The following is an 18,185-nucleotide window of genomic DNA, read 5'->3' on the forward strand; positions in this document are numbered from 1 at the left end:
TCATGAATCTTTGACAAAAATATCTTTATTCAGAAACAGGTCTAATGATTTTTGGAACTAAAATACAAAAAATAGTGCGAAACTAATACAATAATATTATTGGTTTAAACCCACTACAATTCTGACTGAGAATTACTGACAATATATTATATGAAGCCGAGGCACAGTGAAGATATAATGGAAAATCTAGAAACATACGGTCCCGAAGGATCGTGTTCTATCAGAGAGTCAAAAGCACGAAAGATGAGGTAAATCGGTAGTTTAAGTTTTAACTATTTACATCCACGCGTGGTCTGTACCGACGCGGAATCGTGAGAAGAAAGGAAATTCAGCGAGTTCCAAATTGTCCCCTTGATCTTCAAGAGCCATGCACAAAAGAGTTAAAAGTACCGGACCTCTTTGCATCGTCACATCAAATTTAGGTGAAGAGAGATTGATATTGTTAAATTTATCATAGGTGAACCCGGCGGGATTTTTGAAATCACGTTCTAGGAGATTACGAGTTTCATGCTGAGCTGTGAAACCAGGTAGGACGGATGGGATTTGTTGTCTTTGAACTCGTTCGAACGTGTCGCTGGCAGAGTTCAAAGAATGAACCATATTGAATCGTTCTTCGTTCGTTACATCCCACCCGTATTCTTCATCTGCCTTAGCGATTCGCCCGGCAGCGACATCGCGCCGAACGGTTTCACAGTCGTCATTGAACGTTTGAAGTTTGCGTTCCCACAGCTCTCCATTACGTTTTTCAAGGGGAGTGCGTGCTATGTCGCTCTGTACGTCGCGTAACTCTTCCTGGACCGCCGCGTTGTATTCCGCACGGGTCTGGAATTTTCGACGAATAGGACTCAAGTCACTCCAAGATTCACCAGATATGTTGATTAATGGTGAGATGTCATAAATCATAAAGACCATGTAATAAAGCAGGGCTTTATTACGCCGCAATGATGCGAAACAACTATTCCCGAACGATTTAGAGTTATATAGAGTGTTTCCCAGGATGTTACAGCGTTTAAGTCTGGCGTGTTGTACAGAATTATTCGGGGCAACGACACCGTTGTCACAGTCTTGATACATTCCGCCAAAGAGATATACTATCAAGATTCGATAGTAGTCACTAGCTATAGCATAATTTTGTTTGTTAGAAGTGGTTCTCACATCGAGATGTCGAAAGCGGTGGGCCATGTCTGAGTTAGTATTAATAGTGTGTCGAACACGTCTAATAATTTGGTCGGCTTTTTCAAAACGGGGCAGCTGTGCGTCAAACAAACGGTAGCCTTTAAAAAAGTTATAATCTTCTATCGAACTCAGATCAGGTACTAGGTTAGATAGTTCTTCGTCAATTAATTTCAAGTCTATAATGTTTATGCACCCAACATCAGCTTGCGAGGGGTGCTCGATTAAATTCAGCCGACTCGTGGTATTTATTAATGGTTGCCGTATGGTGGCTTGAACTTTGTCCACCCACAAGATCACGGGCATGTCCGAGATAGTGGCGTAAAGTTGTAAATTTTTGAATAACTGAGGATTGAAGTCGTAAATTGGTTTGCCGAGCCAGACAAAATGTATTAAATTGAGGAAGCCCGCTCGTTTCACACGAGGATCAGTAGACGGCAAGGTTAAGCAGGTTTTCCGATCCTGCGAGTATTTACAAAAGGTTTCAAATATACTACCAAGTCTGCCTTGAGCAAGAGCGGTTCGGTGTTTGACTGGGATCAGATCAAGGTCACCTGTCAGCCAAGCACGTGCAGACTTAGCGGCTGCGAGTTTAGAGGCCTTACTGTGTCCGAAGACTGTACGGCGTTCAGATTCTCGAAGTTTGATATATTGATCCAGTCGTTTTAGTTGTTGTTGCAGAAGTAACATTCAGGTCACCTTTAAGTTTATTAGTTGATGAGAAGTTTGATCCAGTCGTTTATTCCATTTTTTAAGTATAGAGGATCACTCACTGATATAATGAGATTCTTTCTTTTTGCTTTAACATCATTAAAGCAAGAATTTAGCAATTTCTCATCAGTTAGAAGTGGCATTAATTCACATCTCATGCGACATAAAATAAAAGTAAATAATTATTTAATGATATTAGGTATCTTTTTAAATGTCAAGGACTCCATCTGAATTTTTGTAGGTATAGGAGTCAAGAAATGCAAATTGCGTTTGCGACCTGAATTATAGATAATTATACTACCCCAATAAATTAAACAATATTTTCAATTATTTAGTTCCCATCTAAGCCGCCCGTTTTTCCAATAAGTTATCGTAATAAAATTCCATAGGTTTTTTATAATTGATAGACTCATGAAATCTTCTATTATTATAAAAATCTATATAATCATCCACATCGTTTCTTAGTTCAACAATGCCAGGATATTGATTTAAATAAAATCTCTCACATTTAGCACTTCTCCAAAATCTTTCGATGCAAATGTTATCAGTTGCTCTACCTTTACCATCCATAGATATAGTAATTTTTTTATCCAATAATGTTTGGATATGAATGTTAGATGTGTACTGGCTACCTTGATCAGTGTTAAATATTTCTGGTACTCCATATTTATACAGAGCTTCATTTAAAACTTTCATAACTAAACTACTATCCATAGTGTTGGATATCTCCCAACTTAGTACAGCCTTAGAGTACCAATCAATAATAGCTGCCATATAAACTGTGCCAGCATCAGTCTTAATATATGTAATATCTGTAGACCAAACTTGATTAGGTCTCAATATGCTTAAACCTTTTAGTTTGTAACTATAAATAGCATGCTCTTTGTTAGGTTCAGATAAGTTTAAGTTTGGTTTTTTCACCGCCAATATAGCTTTGATGCCTAACTCTTTACGATACTTTTGTACTGTGTTCTCACAGATGCTAAACCCATCTTCTATTAATTGCTTATGAGCTTTTATATAGCCGTAGCAGGGAATCTCCTCATGTATCTGTATAAGCTTTGCTTTTACTTCTTCTTTATGTTCGTTAACCACAGGCTTGTAATATAAACCAGCTCTAGAAACTTCTAATAAGAAACTTTGTTTTACAACAGATAATTTATGCTTAGGATCAATCATCGCTTTTCTATCAGATAATCCCAAGCTTACGAGCTTTCCCTCAAGAAATTCCTTCTCAATTGTTAGTTGTCCAACCTTCTTAGAATACTGATCTATCTTGGTTTGAAGCTTTGCATTGTCTTTTTTATATTGTGATACTGATTTGGATGGATCCATTGCCAACTCAGCATTTTCTAAAAAGGCTGTTTTTCAATTATTTATGTTTTTGGGCGTAATATTATATTTTACTGATAACTGTGTGATTGTTTGATCTTTCCCCAATACTTCCAAGACAACTTTAGTCTTAAATTCAACGGTATATATTTTTCTCTTATTACTCATTTACATTTATCCTAAATTGCTCATTTATAGTTTAGCTACTTTAGGAACTAAATTCTCAAAATTGTTGTTAAAATTTCATGGGGTATTATAAAATCCTTTGATTACTAATGTAATAAATAAATTACCAAAAATTAAAATATACTCTGCATCCTTAGATAACTATATAAAGATAGATAATACAAAAAATACATCTAATACTGGAGATGATATTCAGGGTAAAAGCTTTGTGAGTGTTTTTTTAGTTAATAAATAATTTGAAAATAAACTATACTTTTATTGCTCTTAGTTTTACTTTGAAATCAGAAGCATTATATATGGAATCGAAAATACCTTCCGATGTTATATCTGCTCTAATCTTTACTATAAAGCACAAGTCTTTAGCTCTTCTATTAAGTTTATGAAGAATACTAACTTTACTATTAACTTCTAGTAACCTTATTTCATATCCTAATTTAAGCTCTAAATCTTGCCAAAGATCTTTGACCAGTTTTTTTATATTATTATTATATACTTTGTTAATAACATGACTAAGATTAACTTCTTGTATTAAAGAATCTCCATACTCTGCTTTATAATGAGTTTTTATTATTGATAACAATTTTTTTACTTTATTATTCTCTTGAATTATACAATATCTGCGCATAAGTAACTCCTCTTTTATAAATTACTCTTTAAGCCTAGAAAAATAAATTTATAAAAAGCTTTTGAATAATTTATGTTTGCTTTCTTTATTCTATTTAGTGCCTTATTTTTTCACCTTACATTTTAAAATATATCATATTTTTCACTAAAGTGAAGATAAAATACACTTATTTTTAATTATTTTATTGATTGCTTTAAATAAAAATCTTATAATTATATAAAATCCAAAATGCGTTATAGTTTATGTTTAAATATTCTAAAGATCTAAAACCTACTCTTAAAAAAATAGGAATGAAGCAAAAAGAACTTGCCGAAATATTAGGTAAAAGTGAGAGAACTATTAAACATTGGGTCGCAGGTATTAACTCTCCAGCATATGATACACATTTAGAGGTAATGAAAATTTTAGACATAGACGAGTCAAGCACGACTAGTAGTATGTCTATTAGAGTACCCGTATTATCATATGTTCAAGCTGGGGAATTTACTCAATCATCCTATGAAATAGACCCTATAAGGTATGTGAATTTACCATTTAACATGATACCTAAAAATGGTTTCTTATTAGAAGTTAAAGGTAGTAGCATGAACTATGACTATAATGATAAACAAAAGCTTGATAAAAAATATGCCAAATATTCTCTAGAGGAGGGAGAAACTATTATTGTTGATCCTAATGATATAAATATAATGAATCTAGTTGGAAAAGTTATAGTTGCTAAAAACTCTGATGGGGCTACTGTTAAGCTTGTATATATAGAAGATGGAAAACTATACCTAATGCCTCTTAATTCAGATTTTCAAAATAATAATGAAATAAAACAACCTTCTGAAGCTGAAATTATTGGTAGAGTTATTAATGTATTTAGAAGTTTTTAATTTTTAATAACCCAAGTTTTATTATTAAATATTTTTAGCTAAAACAATAAGTGTTAATCCTAATAAATATGTTATAAACATTAAAATTATCAGCTTATTTGTACCTTTTGGGGCTTTGGCAAACTCTTTCCAAATAAATACCCTCCAAAAAGCGGCTACCATTGTTGCTCCCTGACCTAAGCCGTAAGAAATAGAAGGTCCAGCAATACCAGAAGCTATAAAATTCAAACAAGATCCTACGCCCCAAATTACTCCACCTAAAATACCTATAATATGTAACCAAGGGGTACCTTGTGAGAAGTAATCTTTAAATTTAAGTTTTTTACCAGAAATAGGAAACTTAATCATCCAACCATTAATTACAAAATTTGATATAAAAATTCCCAATGCAAATATAAAACTAGCTGTATAAGGTGTCATCAAGCCAGCTTGAGGAGTAACAAAATTACTAGATATTTATTTTATAACTAAAGGGTAGAAAAAGCCCATTAGAATACCTGATATTATGGAAACTATGAAGCCTTTTAGCATATTTTTGTTTTTATTATCGGAAATACGCTTATATATAATCGCATCAATAATAATTGCTGCAAGTACACTTAAGACTCCTAAAAAACAATACCATAGGTTGACCCAAAGGTGTTGCTATATAGTTTGTAATAACTCCTATAACCAAAGCTAAACCTATAGCTAAAGGAAATGCCACAGACATCCCAGCTATATCAATAGCAGGAACAAGCAATATATTGGCTAAATTAAAAACTATTCCTCCCATAAAAGCGTAGAAAAGACTCTCTGGTGATGCTTGATGTCAATAGGCATTGAAAATTGACCCCGATAGGCACCGAATTTTTGACCCCCTAGAGGACCTAAAATGACTGATTTTTAGTCAGTCAAAATCATCTGTTTTATTTCCTATTTTTAAGTCTAAAACTATCATTGCCAGTTTCAATAATTTCATAGTTAAAAGTTAAACGATCTAGCATAGCTGAAGTCATCTTCTTATCACTAAAAATCTGTGTCCATTCTCCAAAAGATAAATTTGAAGTTATAATCAAAGATACATTTTCATGTAACTTACTCAGAAGGTGGAATAATAAAGCTCCTTCAGACTTTGAGAAAGGTAAATAGCCCAATTCATCTAAAACAATCACATCCATTGATTTTAACTTTTCCGCAAGCTTTCCCGAGTTATTGTTTAACTTCTGCTGCTCTAATTGGTTAACCAAATCAACGATATTGTGAAATCTTGCTTTCCTACCTAATTTGACTATTTCTCTAGCAATGGCTATAGCTGTATGAGTCTTACCAGTGCCAGTAACCACCAACTAAAATAATGTTACGCTTACTATCTACCAAACCTGTGCTTTGTAAGCCTATAACAAGCTCTTTGTTGATTACACTCTTATCAAAATCAAATTCATCCAAAGATTTAGCTGTAGGGAACTTAGCCAATTTAATTTGATTATTAATTGATTTAACAGCTCTATAACTGACCTCTTTCTCAAGTTGCTCCTCTAACCACTTATAATATTGAGTATCATCCTTATCAATCTCTTTAAGACCATCTAAAACTGTACTTAGATGTAACTTTTTTAAATACTCTTGAAGTTCTATCATATTTATAGACCTCCTAATAATTGATTATAATTATTACAGTTAGCTATTGGTGGATTCTTAAGCTTTAGACTATCATCAACATCAACTATAGGTGCACCTTTCTCACATTTTAAACGTATTATTGAGTTTATAATATGCTGAGAATTTATAACATTACTACCAATATCTAAGTCACATGCTATTTCAACAGCCTCAATGCCATAATCTCTCAAAGATAATAGAACCTCAACAGCTTGCCTATCTCCACCGTTCTTAGACATCAGAAGATCTTTAACTTTTAAAATACTTTTAGGTAAAACCCAATCTTTAAAAGGTTCTCCATTTCTCAACGCTCCTGGCTTTCTTTCCAAAAGGTTTAGATAATGATATGGGTTAAGTATCCTTTTATTTCTATCTAAACATATATCATGTGTAGCAATCTTGTTACCATTACAGAAAATTCTTATTTTGCTTGGATAAGCTCTAACATCTACAGATCTATTAGCATATTCACAAGCGACACTATATCTATTACTATCGTAGCTAACCAAACAGGTCTTATCTACCTTGCGTGTAATTTCTTTATACCCATTAAAGGGGGAACTAAAGTCTCGCAATAAGCTTTTTTCTTGTCTAAACACATCATAAATAGTTTTATCTCTTATTTCTGTATGTTTGCGTTGTTTAGATATATCTAATACTCTTTGTTGTAAATGTCTATTAAGCTCCTCCAATGTATCAAATTTCAACCTTGGCTTGAATAGCCAATCTCTGATATTATCAACTTGGTTTTCTACTTGTCCTTTTTCCCATCCTGAAGCTGGGTTACATGCTGTGGGCTCTATAACATAATGCTTTAACATACATAAGAAGTTTTGATTGAACTTACGGTTGGATTTGCTCACAAACACTTTATCTACTGCTGTTTTCATATTATCATAGATACCTCTTTGAGTTACTCCACCAAAGAACTCAAAAGCCTTATCATGTGCATCAAACAGCATTTCTTGACTTTCTCTTAGGTATGCAATCACAAAAAACATCCTGCTATAAGACAATTTAAAATGAGCTAATTTTATTTTAGTTATCTTTACACCTAACTCTACAGTTTCTTCACTCCAATCAAATTGGTAAGCTTCATCAGGGTCAAAGTATAGTGGTATAAAGCTATCCTTTAGTTGAGCAGTGTGTTTTTCGTAGTATTTCTTAACATACCTTTCTTACAGAATCATAAGAGCCTGTATAGCCTAGAGCTTCTAACTGGTTATGATATTTACGAGTACTTCTCTGAGATTTCTTTTCTAGCTTCAAATCATGTGCAAGCATTTCTTCAAGTATCTTGATATAGTCTTGTAACTTTGGGTAAAAAGTCACTTTACGTTGATATTGTTTAGGAATATACTCAACATCTTTTTCTCGGATAATTTTTCTGACTGTGTTCTTTGACACATTCAGGCTAGTACATATTTCACTTATTGAATTGCCTTCACGACGCATTACTAAAATGGCTGTTTTTTTATCCATTTTTATCACCTTAATTTAAGCCCTATATTTATAAAAAATGTAGGGTAGTTTACCACCTCAGGGGGGCATTTTTCTGTGCTTATTTGCCCCTAAAAGGGGGCATTTTTGCATGCTTATTCACAATTAGAAAAACAGTTTTTGAAATAAGTGGAGGTATTGTCTGCTCTATTGGTATTAGTGAAGGTAAACTTACAGCTAAATTCTGTTCTGGATTAAATAAAGGTAAAACTACAATAGTTCCACCTCATCAAATTAAAGACTATATTGCTAATCATGACTTAGCTAAAATGTGTGGTATTGGACCAAGCCTTGTTAATTATCTAAATTCAAAAGGATACTATAAATGTGGTGATTTAGAACATGCTCCTAAAAATCTATTATCTAGTATTCGTGGAGATACTGGAGCTAGGCTACAATCAGCTTGCCTTGGTCATGATCCAGTACCAGTTAACACAAAATATCAAAAACCTAAATCTATTGGTCATAGTAAAGTATTACCTCCAAAGACAACAAATAGAAATCAGATAGAAGGAGTGCTACATCAATTAGCTCATCGATTAACTAGAAGACTAAGGTCACAAGATTTTGTTACTCCTCGAGTAGCTATATTCCTACAAGCACAAAGACACTGTATTAAAAAAGTATATAATTTTGAACATAACACTAGCTCAGATACAAATTTCAATAAGTCAATAATTGAACATTTAAAGCTATGGAAAGGTGAACCTTTATATAAAGTAGGTTTAGCATGCGATAAACTATATGATAAAGATAAAGGACAGATTGATATGTTTGCAACATCAGATAGTAAATCAAGTAGGATTGATGCCGTTAAAGATGCTATTGCTAATAAATTTGGTAAAGATAAATGTAGATATGCAACTGAACTAAATGCTGATGATATGAACATGATTCCTGTTATCGCTTTTAATTTTGATGCTACAAGTAAAAATAAGAATAGTTTATAGATTATGTTCCCGTAGCTCAGTAGGATAGAGCGGTCGCCTCCTAAGCGACAGGTCGGATGTTCGAATCATCTCGGGAACGCCATTAATTTAAAACAAAATAGTTACTAGCTACTAACAGCTTTTAAGAATAAAAAGACTAACAAAAAACATAACCATATAATTAAGAGAAATTATGAAATCTAAAATATATTTATTAATACTGTTAACCTGCGCACCTATTACTTTGTTATATGCTGATATAAATAATAGGCTTGTTTTATCTAACTTCAAATGTAGTCAAGTATTACATAATAAGTATATGGATATATGTTTTGACTATAATTATAAGTCAGCTTTAGCTGTTGACTATAATATTACAAAAGCAGACATGTATAAGAAAAAACTAAGTAGAAGTAGAGTTAAATTCCATGCAGACTCACGACTTCCAGTAAAATGTAGAATGAGTCCTTATTCATATAAAAAGACAGGTTTTGATAGAGGTCATTTAGCCCCTAATGGAGCTTTTAATTATGATAAATCAGCACAAAAAGCTACTTTCTCTATGGCTAATATGACACCTCAATACCCTAAAGTAAATAGAACTGCTTGGAGTAAAGCTGAAAGATATTCAAGAGTTACTGCTGTTAAGCTTGGTAGTGTTAATGTACTTGATATAGTATATTTCAGCGAAAAACCAAAAACTTTAAAGGATGGTCAAGCAATTCCGAAAGGATATGCAAAAATAATTACAAGTAAACAGCATGATTTTCAAAGATGTTTCTATTACAAAAATATTAAAAACCCCGATTTGAAACTAAAAGATCATATAGTAAAGTGTTCTGACTTGAAATTAATATAGCATTATTTGATAGCTTTGATGTCTCCATTATTAATACCTTGCTGTAACAATTATTCAGATAAGATTAAAGAAAATTCTTCTGATTCTTTTTGAACTGCTAAATTAAATTGCTCTAAGTATTTTTTATCACCAGATTTAATGCGATAGAATGTGCGTTCTGAAATATTATGCTTTTGGATAATTATTTTGTTAGTTAATTTCTTATTGCTAGATTGTTTGTTAATATCATTCATAACAGCAAAGACTTTTTCTTCTGTTATCTTTGACGGTCTACCTGGATTTCTTCGAGGCTTTAACTTAACCTCTTCATGTGTGAACAAATCTAACTGCACAAATTATTCCTTGTCACCTTCTATTAGTCTTTGCGACACTTCATATAATCGTATTATCGTAGTAACTTTTAATCTTAAGATCTGATGTAGCTACAGGATAGTTATAATACTTAGCATATGCTACGATTAATCTATCTGCTGGATCTTTATGCTCCCATTCTAACCTAACAGCCTCTAACCATAAATCTGTATCTATATCAACAATATCAAAAGCTTTAGATAATTCTTTGTATAGCTCATCCACATTCTTAGATGATAATGAGTTATAGTTTTTCCTTATTAAACATTCTAGCTCAGCAAATGATATTGAAAGAATAATAGCTCCATTATCTTCTATATAGGATAATAACTCTTTGCTTACCTGATGCTTAGTATCTAGTTCACCAGATAGAAAAAGATATGCTATAGCACATGTATCTAAAACAACAGGCTTTCTCAACATAATTATAAATTCATTTCTGGTAACACTGTCTCTGTAATATTGTCACATTTCAGTTTATCTTTAAATTTATTTCTTATTTTTGCTAAAGCTTCTTTTCTAGCTTTTTTTTGTGAGCTAACTGCTGATAAAATGCACTCACCCTTTCCTCTATTGGTAACAATAATTTTATCTGACGTGTCTTTTACCAATGAGACATACTTAGATACATTATGAACAAATTCTCTTTTTGATACTTCAATACTCATAACTTTAATCTCCTTTAATATTGTTATAACATTATAACATAAATCATCAAATATCAAAAAAAGATACTTCTTAAAATTACTATGACAAAAAAATTAAAAAAATTGTCATGGTTTTAAAACCATGAAATCAGCTAATGCTACACTTATTGGTTATGAATGGATGAGGATGTTTAAAAAAGGACAATTCAATCTTTGGACTAAATTTAGAAATAAATCAGAGACTAAATTCATCAATGAATGATCTACCCCGTCAATTTGGGACAGTTTACTACTTCATTTTCCATTATATATTCAAATTGATATGGAGTCATATAATTTATTGTAGAATGTCTCCTTTTTGTATTATAGTAAGCTTCAATATATTCAAATATTGATAGTTTAGCTTCTTCTCTAGTAAACTGTCCCTGTTATTCAATACCACTTTATAAAATATTTTTATTCCTTGCTTTTATGCAGCATCTAAAATACCAGAATATACTTCATCAGGAGTCATATATCCAATACTAGAATGTAGTCTTTCATTGTTGTAAATATCAATATATTCTTTGATACCTACTTTAGCCTCTTTCATAGTTATATATGATGCCGGATAAACATTTTCATATTTCAGTGTTCTCCAAAATCTCTCAATTGCAATATTATCTATAGATCTTCCTTTAGCATCCATAGATATATTTATTTTATTATCAGATAATATTTTAATATGCTCTTTTGCTGTATATTGAGTTCCTTGATTAGAGTTAAAGATATCAGGTTTACCATATTTAAATAACGCTTCTTTTAACACACTAGTTGTTAGATGTGTATCCATAGTATTAGAAATCTTCCAAGCTAGTGTTTTCTTGCTATGCCAATCTATTATGGCTGCTAAATATGCATACCCACATTCTAGTCTAATATACGTGATATCAGCACTCCATACCTTATTAGCTTTATCTATAACAACCTGATTCGTCTCATTTTTAAATACATTAAGTAAGTATGGATATTTCTTGTGTTGCTTATTAATGACAGTTGTCTTTTTTTTAGGATACAATGCCTTAATACCCATGAATTCCATAGCACTTTTGATTAGCTTCCTTCCAACTAGAAATCCTAATCTATTTAGCAACTTTACTAGACTTCTCGTACCATAATATGGATGTTTAGTATGTATCAAATCTATTGCATTTAATAGTTTAATATCATCATTACTACTAAATTTTGATATTGGTGTATAATAGTACACACTCTTAGATACAGATAATAGTTTAAGCTGATTATTTAAAGATAATTCTAGCTTAGTATCTACAGAGTTTACTCTATCATTTGATGATACCAAGCTTTTTAGCTTTCCCATTAAAAAATCCCTCTCTACTATTACCTCGACTAGTTCTTTACTTGTTGCATCTTTATCTTTTCTAAGCTCATCTATTTCCTGCTTATACTCCTTAACAACAGAGCTTTTATCAAATGCTAAGCAAGCATTAGATAAAAATTGCTGCTTCCAATTATGCACGTTTTTAGGAAGTAAATCATACTTACTTGCTATCTCATTAACTGTCATATCGCCTTCTAGCAATTCTATAATTACTTTAGCTTTAAAATCAGCTGTATACGTTACTCTTTTTTTACTCATTTATCTATTTCCTAATTTATCTAGTTAAGTTTAACATCTAGGAATAAAAATCTTTCTAAAATCAGTAGCTTTTTCTGGGAACATTATACCTTTTACCTATAGGTTTATGAATCCATCTGTAATATGAAGATGTGCTCACATTCAAAGATTTACATAGTGTTGTTACTGGCATAACTTTATAATGCTCCTTAATAAAGGCGTACCTTACAGATTTTGCTTTGCAAAGTACGCTGCTGACTTTTTTAGTATTTCACGCTCTGTTTCTGCCTGTTTGAGTTTTTTCTTCAAATCAGTATTTTCAAAAGATAGTTGCTGGTACTGCGTTTTATAATCTATCTTTATTTCTTTCTGAGGGTTTGACATGGCTTTGGATATCCAACTGCAAATGGTTTTATATTTAACCCCTAAATTATCTGCTATTTATCGTCTATTTGCATCTGGTTGTAAACATAATTTAACAGCTTCATCTTTAAACTCTTTTGTATATCTCATCTTGTCTCCTTTTCTTAACACCTAAGTGTCCCAAATAGGAGGGTATGATCAGTAAATAAAATATTGCTCTCACTGAGAATAACAGGTATAATACTAGTTTTAATAATTAATTTAGGTCATAATAAATAAAATTATTATGGTTGGGATAGTTTATTATGTGGCATATTCTAAAAAAAAAGAACATAAATAAATATTTAATAGTATATTTGTTTTTATACTTATTTATATGGGTGGGATTAACAGCATTATTTTATAATAGATATGCAATAGCTGGAAATGCAGCTGAAAATTTAGCATGGTCGAATTCTCTTAGTATAATGTATGATAAGCATCCAGGATTAGGAGCCTTTCTATTAAAAATTTTATCAGTTATAACAGGTGACGATGCTATTTTAGCAGATGTTTTATCTAGTGGTGTATGCGTATTAGTTTCTTTAATTTACACCTATAAGATTTGTAAAAGATTTTTTTCAAAGAAAGACGCTACCTTTATAACGATAATTTCAACATTTGGTGCATATTATATATTACAGTATTTCTTAATGTATAATCAGAATTTAATACTTTTACCTTTTTGGGTTATTACATCATATTATTTTATTCTTATATTTGATGATAATAGCTATAAGAATTGGTTAATGTTAGCAGTGTTTACTGCTTTAGGTGTATATGCTAAATTTGAAATATTATTACTTTCAGGAATAATGTTTATATATATTATTTTTTACTTTAAAAAAGAGTATCTTTCTAAATTAATTACCGCGGCAATTGTATTTTGTATAGCAATAATACCAGCAATATTAGGTATAATTAAACAAAATTATACTCCTATATTATGGATATTTAAAGAAGCTAATTCATCAGGGAATTCTCATCACTATAGCTTACTTGTTAATTTCTTTATAGGGCAGTTTTATAATATACTGCCTTTCATTTACTCAGCAGCTCCTATTGTAATAATATACATTTTTATTAGATTTAAAAAAATAACTAGTAATAATAAAAGCTTTATTTATAATATTACACACCCTTTAGTAGCTGTATGGCTATATCCATTAGTATTTGTTTCATTATTACAAAGTTTTTATGGCAAGCTTCCAGATGGTTGGGTATTACCTTTAATGGCCTTATTTATTCCTGCCATTTATAAATTATTTAATTTAAAAATAGTAGAAAGTATAAATTTTAAAAAACTTATTTTTATATTGGTAACTTTACAGTTTGTGATTTTTGCATCTTATAATTTAGTTAAATATTTTAATAGTAATATTATTTCTGAAAATGTAGGTAATGATATAGCTAAAAAAGCAGATGTATTTTGGAGTAAGTATTATCAAGAACCAATTTTGTATGTTGGGGGTTATGAAGAATATTATTTGGCAGCATTTTCTAAAAGTAAACCAATCTTTTTAAGAAACTATAATTTAATATATAAAAATCAAAAAATACTTATAGCATTTGGTAATTGTGATAATCATAACTATCAAGCCTTGGAATCATCAGGGTTCAAAATATTACATAAAGAATGTATATACATAAATACTGTTAATAAGAGTAAGAATATCAAAGAAAAAATTTCTTTAATAATTGGTGAAAAATAACTTATGTTACTCTTGTTGAGAGACATACATGGACTCACTAACTATATCAAGTAGTTTTAATTACTCAATATTATGACTGTATGTAATATATATTTTTGATGTTAAGGGATTTCACTAAAATACTTATTGAGGCTCTTGATGAATAGCTATTTCGATATTGCGTAAAAAATGCTGAAAAATCCAAATTTCTTATAATTCAAAAATATAAAAAATCAGATGCTGTCAATAGGCATTGAAAATTGACTCCTATAGGCACCGAATTTTGGGGTTCTGTCGTAAACTGCCAGTATCATGAGTATATAGTATAATTTTATCATAGATTTTATTTCAAAATACAAATGATAGATTTCACAGGTAGGCACTTTACCAAATTATTGATACTTCAAGCAGTCAGATGGTATTTATCATATCCATTGAGTTATAGGCATGTAGAAGAACTAATGAAAGAGCGAGTAATTAAGGTAGACCATAGCACTATCAATCGTTGGGTTATCAAATATTCTAAAGAATTAGAGATAGTCTTTAGTAATAGTTTTAGAAAATATGGTAGCTATATAAGCTGGAAGATGGATGAAACCTACCTTAAGCTTAAAGGTAAAGATGTTTATTTATACAGAGCTATAGATAAACACGGAGATACTTTAGAGTTTATGGTTAGTGAAAAAAGAGATGAAAAAGCTGCGCGTAAATTCTTTAAGAAAACTATTGGTAAACATGGTTTACCAGATAAATTAAATGTAGATAAATCAGGAGCCAATGAAGCTGCTTTATTAACTATCAATATCTTTCTATTCTTGCTTGGTATATGGTTAACCTATGGTATAGAGATTAGACAAAACAAATATCTAAATAATTTGATAGAGCAAGATCATAGAAGTATCAAAAGATTGATACGCCCCATGATGGGTTTTAAATCTTGGGATTCTATGGATTCTACTATAGCTGGTTATGAATTAGTAAATATGATTAAAAAAAGTCAGCATATTTACGCTGAAAATATGACTGTTTGGGATCAATTTTATAGCATAGCTGGATAACTGTATCTAGAGGATAATTATTTTATAAAAATTGTGACTATACTGGCAGTTTGCGACAGAACCCAGTTTATTGTTTAGGAATATACTCAACATCTTTTTCTCGGATAATTTTTCTGACTGTGTTCTTTGACACATTCAGGCTAGTACATATTTAACTTATTGAATTGCCTTCACGACGCATTACTAAAATGGCTGTTTTTTTATCCATTTTTATCACCTTAATTTAAGCCCTATATTTATAAAAAATGTAGGGTAGTTTACACCTCAGGGGGGGCATTTTTCTGTGCTAATTTACCCCTAAAAGGGGTCATTTTTGCATGCTTATTCACACCACTCTTGCTAATATTAGCGATGCGCCATCCCCTTATGGTGTAAATAAAGTTTTTAGCCAAAACTAGCCTACATAAGGATTAGTATCAAAACATAAATTAAAGATCTCAAAAAGAATCACTGCACTCCCCATTGATACAGCATATATATGTGAAAAATTCACTTTAAGATCTTTTCTAGCACTAAGAAATGTTGGAGTATAAACAAATATTATAACCGCAAATATTGCTGCATACTGTAATGCTAAGATAAACCCTCTTGGATAAAATACTGTAAAGATTAATGGAGGAATAAAGCATATCAAAGCTACAACTAAACTATGTACGTGTTTATTATATCTAATAAATAGATCACGGATATAATGCATCATGGATATACCAACACCTATGAAAGATGTTATCACCGCAATATGAATGAATAAGTTTAGTGTGACCCCCAATGCATTTGACTCTGATATTGCTTTAATCTCTTCTACTAAACCACTTGGCGTATCATCTCCTGACAAAAATAGTACATGATAACTAAATAATCCGTGTTGAGGAAGGACTCCTAAAGATAAGAACACCCACACTATATAAATAATTAAAACACTTATACTACCTATAAGTATACTTCTCTTAATATTCTTAATATCACCTTTTTGATATTCATAAATAACAGGAATAATATTATGAAAACCAAACGCTGGCAAAAGAGTTGGCCAAGCAAATATAAGTGCTGAAGCACCTGACGGCATATCATTTAAATAGTATTTATTTATATAAAATAACATAATTACCGTAGCTACTATAAAAAACACTAGTTTTAAGGTAACAAAAATTCTATTTGTATAATCACTTAATTTATAGCTAAACATTAATGCTGCAAATATTAGTATAAAAACAATTGCTGATATTCCAATTTGCGATTTACTTGGCTCATTTACACCACCTATTGTAGATATAAGTGAAGAGCCTTGGGTAGTATAAGCTGATAGTAAAGAATATAATAATAGCAAATAAATAATGCTAAAAAAAAATGTATATAGCTTTGGTGCTCTTGATGACATCATTGTTGTAAAATTTGCACCTAAAGGATATTCTGTACAAACATTTAACAGTTTTAAGGCCGTAATGTACATAATACTCCATGATAAAACTAAGAGTATAGCCGCAGTCATAAAGCCGCATGCTGCTACAACTAAAGGCAACGATAACATTCCAGCACCAATAGTTGTACCAACTATAAGGAAAACTGAACCAATAAATCTAGAGTTCATATCTTAATATTTTTCCACTTAGACTATCAATGATATCTTATTTTACTAAACTAAAGAAATATCATCTATAATAACAAAGATAAATGACATGGTAACTACTAATAATATAGGTTCTGTCGCAAACTGCCAGTATAGTCACAATTTTTATAAAATAATTATCCTCTAGATACAGTTATCCAGCTATGCTATAAAATTGATCCCAAACAGTCATATTTTCAGCGTAAATATGCTGACCTTTTTTAATCATATTTACTAATTCATAACCAGCTATAGTAGAATCCATAGAATCCCAAGATTTAAAACCCATCATGGGGCGTATCAATCTTTTGATACTTCTATGATCTTGCTCTATCAAATTATTTAGATATTTGTTTTGTCTAATCTCTATACCATAGGTTAACCATATACCAAGCAAGAATAGAAAAATATTGATAGTTAATAAAGCAGCTTCATTGGCTCCTGATTTATCTACATTTAATTTATCTGGTAAACCATGTTTACCAATAGTTTTCTTAAAGAATTTACGCGAAGCTTTTTCATCTCTTTTTTCACTAACCATAAACTCTAAAGTATCTCCGTGTTTATCTATAGCTCTGTATAAATAAACATCTTTACCTTTAAGCTTAAGGTAGGTTTCATCCATCTTCCAGCTTATATAGCTACCATATTTTCTAAAACTATTACTAAAGACTATCTCTAATTCTTTAGAATATTTGATAACCCAACGATTGATAGTGCTATGGTCTACCTTAATTACTCGCTCTTTCATTAGTTCTTCTACATGCCTATAACTCAATGGATATGATAAATACCATCTGACTGCTTGAAGTATCAATAATTTGGTAAAGTGCCTACCTGTGAAATCTATCATTTGTATTTTGAAATAAAATCTATGATAAAATTATACTATATACTCATGATACTGACAGTTTGCGACAGAACCGTATTTTATAGCTAGAAGAAATTCTCAAATTCAAAATAAGATTGATAAGGTTT

At 31.0% G+C, this 18,185-nt stretch carries 21 protein-coding genes, 1 tRNA gene and 1 pseudogene; 6 read left to right on the forward strand and 17 right to left on the reverse strand.

Going from position 1 to position 18,185, the window contains the following annotated elements; genetic code table 11:
* Nucleotides 1-276: 276 nt before the first annotated feature.
* The 4 genes from CDV26_RS11425 to CDV26_RS11435 all read right to left on the reverse strand — a co-directional run bounded on the left by CDV26_RS11425 (nt 277) and on the right by CDV26_RS11435 (nt 4,027).
* Nucleotides 277-1,863, reverse strand: coding sequence for a glycosyltransferase (locus CDV26_RS11425; RefSeq protein ID WP_088773362.1), 1,587 nt, complete (start codon nt 1,861-1,863; stop codon nt 277-279).
* Nucleotides 1,864-2,226: 363 nt separating this feature from the next.
* Entirely contained in the window at nt 2,227-3,219 is a 993-nt protein-coding gene (locus tag CDV26_RS11430) for an IS3 family transposase (RefSeq protein WP_088771586.1), read from the reverse strand.
* 33 nt (nt 3,220-3,252) lie between these two features.
* Nucleotides 3,253-3,384, reverse strand: coding sequence for a transposase (locus CDV26_RS13755; RefSeq protein ID WP_169709695.1), 132 nt, complete (start codon nt 3,382-3,384; stop codon nt 3,253-3,255).
* Nucleotides 3,385-3,649: 265 nt separating this feature from the next.
* A complete protein-coding gene (locus CDV26_RS11435) occupies nt 3,650-4,027 on the reverse strand; it encodes a normocyte binding protein 2b (RefSeq protein ID WP_088773363.1) in 378 nt (125 codons plus the stop codon).
* A gap of 242 nt (nt 4,028-4,269) precedes the next feature.
* Between CDV26_RS11435 and CDV26_RS11440 the strand changes: the two genes are divergently transcribed.
* Nucleotides 4,270-4,905: a LexA family protein gene (locus CDV26_RS11440; protein ID WP_088773364.1), complete on the forward strand. Its 636-nt coding sequence runs from the start codon at nt 4,270-4,272 to the stop codon at nt 4,903-4,905.
* Nucleotides 4,906-4,929: 24 nt separating this feature from the next.
* Here CDV26_RS11440 and CDV26_RS13410 read toward each other — a convergent pair whose 3' ends face one another.
* The 5 genes from CDV26_RS13410 to CDV26_RS11465 form a co-directional block, all read right to left on the reverse strand.
* A complete protein-coding gene (locus tag CDV26_RS13410; protein WP_245806463.1) occupies nt 4,930-5,325 on the reverse strand; it encodes an L-rhamnose-proton symporter family protein in 396 nt (131 codons plus the stop codon).
* A 488-nt stretch (nt 5,326-5,813) separates the two neighbouring features.
* Nucleotides 5,814-6,230, reverse strand: coding sequence for an ATP-binding protein (locus CDV26_RS11450; protein WP_157671368.1), 417 nt, complete (start codon nt 6,228-6,230; stop codon nt 5,814-5,816).
* Nucleotides 6,211-6,525 carry an ATP-binding protein gene (locus CDV26_RS11455; protein ID WP_088771691.1) on the reverse strand — a complete coding sequence of 105 codons (315 nt, stop codon included), beginning with the start codon at nt 6,523-6,525 and terminating at the stop codon, nt 6,211-6,213. The genes CDV26_RS11450 and CDV26_RS11455 overlap by 20 nt, the downstream gene beginning before the upstream one ends.
* A 2-nt stretch (nt 6,526-6,527) precedes the next feature.
* On the reverse strand, nt 6,528-7,667 hold the full coding sequence (istA, locus tag CDV26_RS11460; protein ID WP_088771690.1) for an IS21 family transposase: 1,140 nt from the start codon (nt 7,665-7,667) through the stop codon (nt 6,528-6,530).
* Nucleotides 7,668-7,710: 43 nt separating this feature from the next.
* The gene (locus CDV26_RS11465; RefSeq protein ID WP_088771689.1) at nt 7,711-8,028 is read right to left on the reverse strand and encodes a helix-turn-helix domain-containing protein; all 318 of its coding nucleotides are present in this window, start codon (nt 8,026-8,028) and stop codon (nt 7,711-7,713) included.
* Nucleotides 8,029-8,111: 83 nt separating this feature from the next.
* On the opposite strand from CDV26_RS11465, the gene CDV26_RS11470 reads away from it, so the two are divergent.
* The 3 genes from CDV26_RS11470 to CDV26_RS11480 all read left to right on the forward strand — a co-directional run bounded on the left by CDV26_RS11470 (nt 8,112) and on the right by CDV26_RS11480 (nt 9,834).
* Nucleotides 8,112-8,996 carry a DinB/UmuC family translesion DNA polymerase gene (locus tag CDV26_RS11470; protein ID WP_088773365.1) on the forward strand — a complete coding sequence of 295 codons (885 nt, stop codon included), beginning with the start codon at nt 8,112-8,114 and terminating at the stop codon, nt 8,994-8,996.
* 5 nt (nt 8,997-9,001) lie between these two features.
* A tRNA-Arg gene (locus CDV26_RS11475) sits at nt 9,002-9,078 on the forward strand.
* A gap of 90 nt (nt 9,079-9,168) precedes the next feature.
* On the forward strand, nt 9,169-9,834 hold the full coding sequence (locus tag CDV26_RS11480; protein WP_088773366.1) for a DNA/RNA non-specific endonuclease: 666 nt from the start codon (nt 9,169-9,171) through the stop codon (nt 9,832-9,834).
* A gap of 50 nt (nt 9,835-9,884) precedes the next feature.
* Here CDV26_RS11480 and CDV26_RS11485 read toward each other — a convergent pair whose 3' ends face one another.
* The 6 genes and pseudogenes from CDV26_RS11485 to CDV26_RS12330 all read right to left on the reverse strand — a co-directional run bounded on the left by CDV26_RS11485 (nt 9,885) and on the right by CDV26_RS12330 (nt 12,834).
* On the reverse strand, nt 9,885-10,166 hold the full coding sequence (locus CDV26_RS11485) for a helix-turn-helix domain-containing protein (protein ID WP_088773367.1): 282 nt from the start codon (nt 10,164-10,166) through the stop codon (nt 9,885-9,887).
* Nucleotides 10,167-10,206: 40 nt separating this feature from the next.
* Nucleotides 10,207-10,605, reverse strand: a complete 399-nt coding sequence (locus CDV26_RS11490; protein WP_211276371.1) for a type II toxin-antitoxin system VapC family toxin — start codon at nt 10,603-10,605, stop codon at nt 10,207-10,209.
* Between the two features lie 5 nt (nt 10,606-10,610).
* Nucleotides 10,611-10,853, reverse strand: coding sequence for a hypothetical protein (locus tag CDV26_RS11495; protein WP_088773369.1), 243 nt, complete (start codon nt 10,851-10,853; stop codon nt 10,611-10,613).
* A 242-nt stretch (nt 10,854-11,095) separates the two neighbouring features.
* Nucleotides 11,096-11,248 (reverse strand): annotated as a pseudogene (locus CDV26_RS14100) (IS3 family transposase); the annotation flags it as partial.
* A 53-nt stretch (nt 11,249-11,301) separates the two neighbouring features.
* Nucleotides 11,302-12,471 (reverse strand): IS3 family transposase, encoded by a 1,170-nt coding sequence (locus CDV26_RS11505; RefSeq protein WP_088773370.1) that lies wholly within the window; start codon nt 12,469-12,471, stop codon nt 11,302-11,304.
* Nucleotides 12,472-12,675: 204 nt separating this feature from the next.
* A complete protein-coding gene (locus CDV26_RS12330; protein WP_157671347.1) occupies nt 12,676-12,834 on the reverse strand; it encodes a hypothetical protein in 159 nt (52 codons plus the stop codon).
* Nucleotides 12,835-13,118: 284 nt separating this feature from the next.
* On the opposite strand from CDV26_RS12330, the gene CDV26_RS11510 reads away from it, so the two are divergent.
* Both CDV26_RS11510 and CDV26_RS11515 read left to right on the forward strand, forming a co-directional pair.
* Nucleotides 13,119-14,564: a glycosyltransferase family 39 protein gene (locus tag CDV26_RS11510; protein WP_088773371.1), complete on the forward strand. Its 1,446-nt coding sequence runs from the start codon at nt 13,119-13,121 to the stop codon at nt 14,562-14,564.
* A gap of 338 nt (nt 14,565-14,902) precedes the next feature.
* The gene (locus CDV26_RS11515) at nt 14,903-15,601 is read left to right on the forward strand and encodes an IS6 family transposase (RefSeq protein ID WP_088773372.1); all 699 of its coding nucleotides are present in this window, start codon (nt 14,903-14,905) and stop codon (nt 15,599-15,601) included.
* 394 nt (nt 15,602-15,995) lie between these two features.
* On the opposite strand, the gene CDV26_RS11520 is transcribed toward CDV26_RS11515, so the two are convergent.
* Entirely contained in the window at nt 15,996-17,189 is a 1,194-nt protein-coding gene (locus CDV26_RS11520; RefSeq protein ID WP_088773373.1) for an amino acid permease, read from the reverse strand.
* Between the two features lie 172 nt (nt 17,190-17,361).
* Nucleotides 17,362-18,060 carry an IS6 family transposase gene (locus CDV26_RS11525; RefSeq protein ID WP_088773374.1) on the reverse strand — a complete coding sequence of 233 codons (699 nt, stop codon included), beginning with the start codon at nt 18,058-18,060 and terminating at the stop codon, nt 17,362-17,364.
* Nucleotides 18,061-18,185 lie beyond the last annotated feature (125 nt).

Origin of the sequence: Francisella halioticida, assembly GCF_002211785.1 — a bacterium.
In the GTDB taxonomy this organism is placed as follows: Bacteria; Pseudomonadota; Gammaproteobacteria; order Francisellales; family Francisellaceae; genus Francisella; species Francisella halioticida.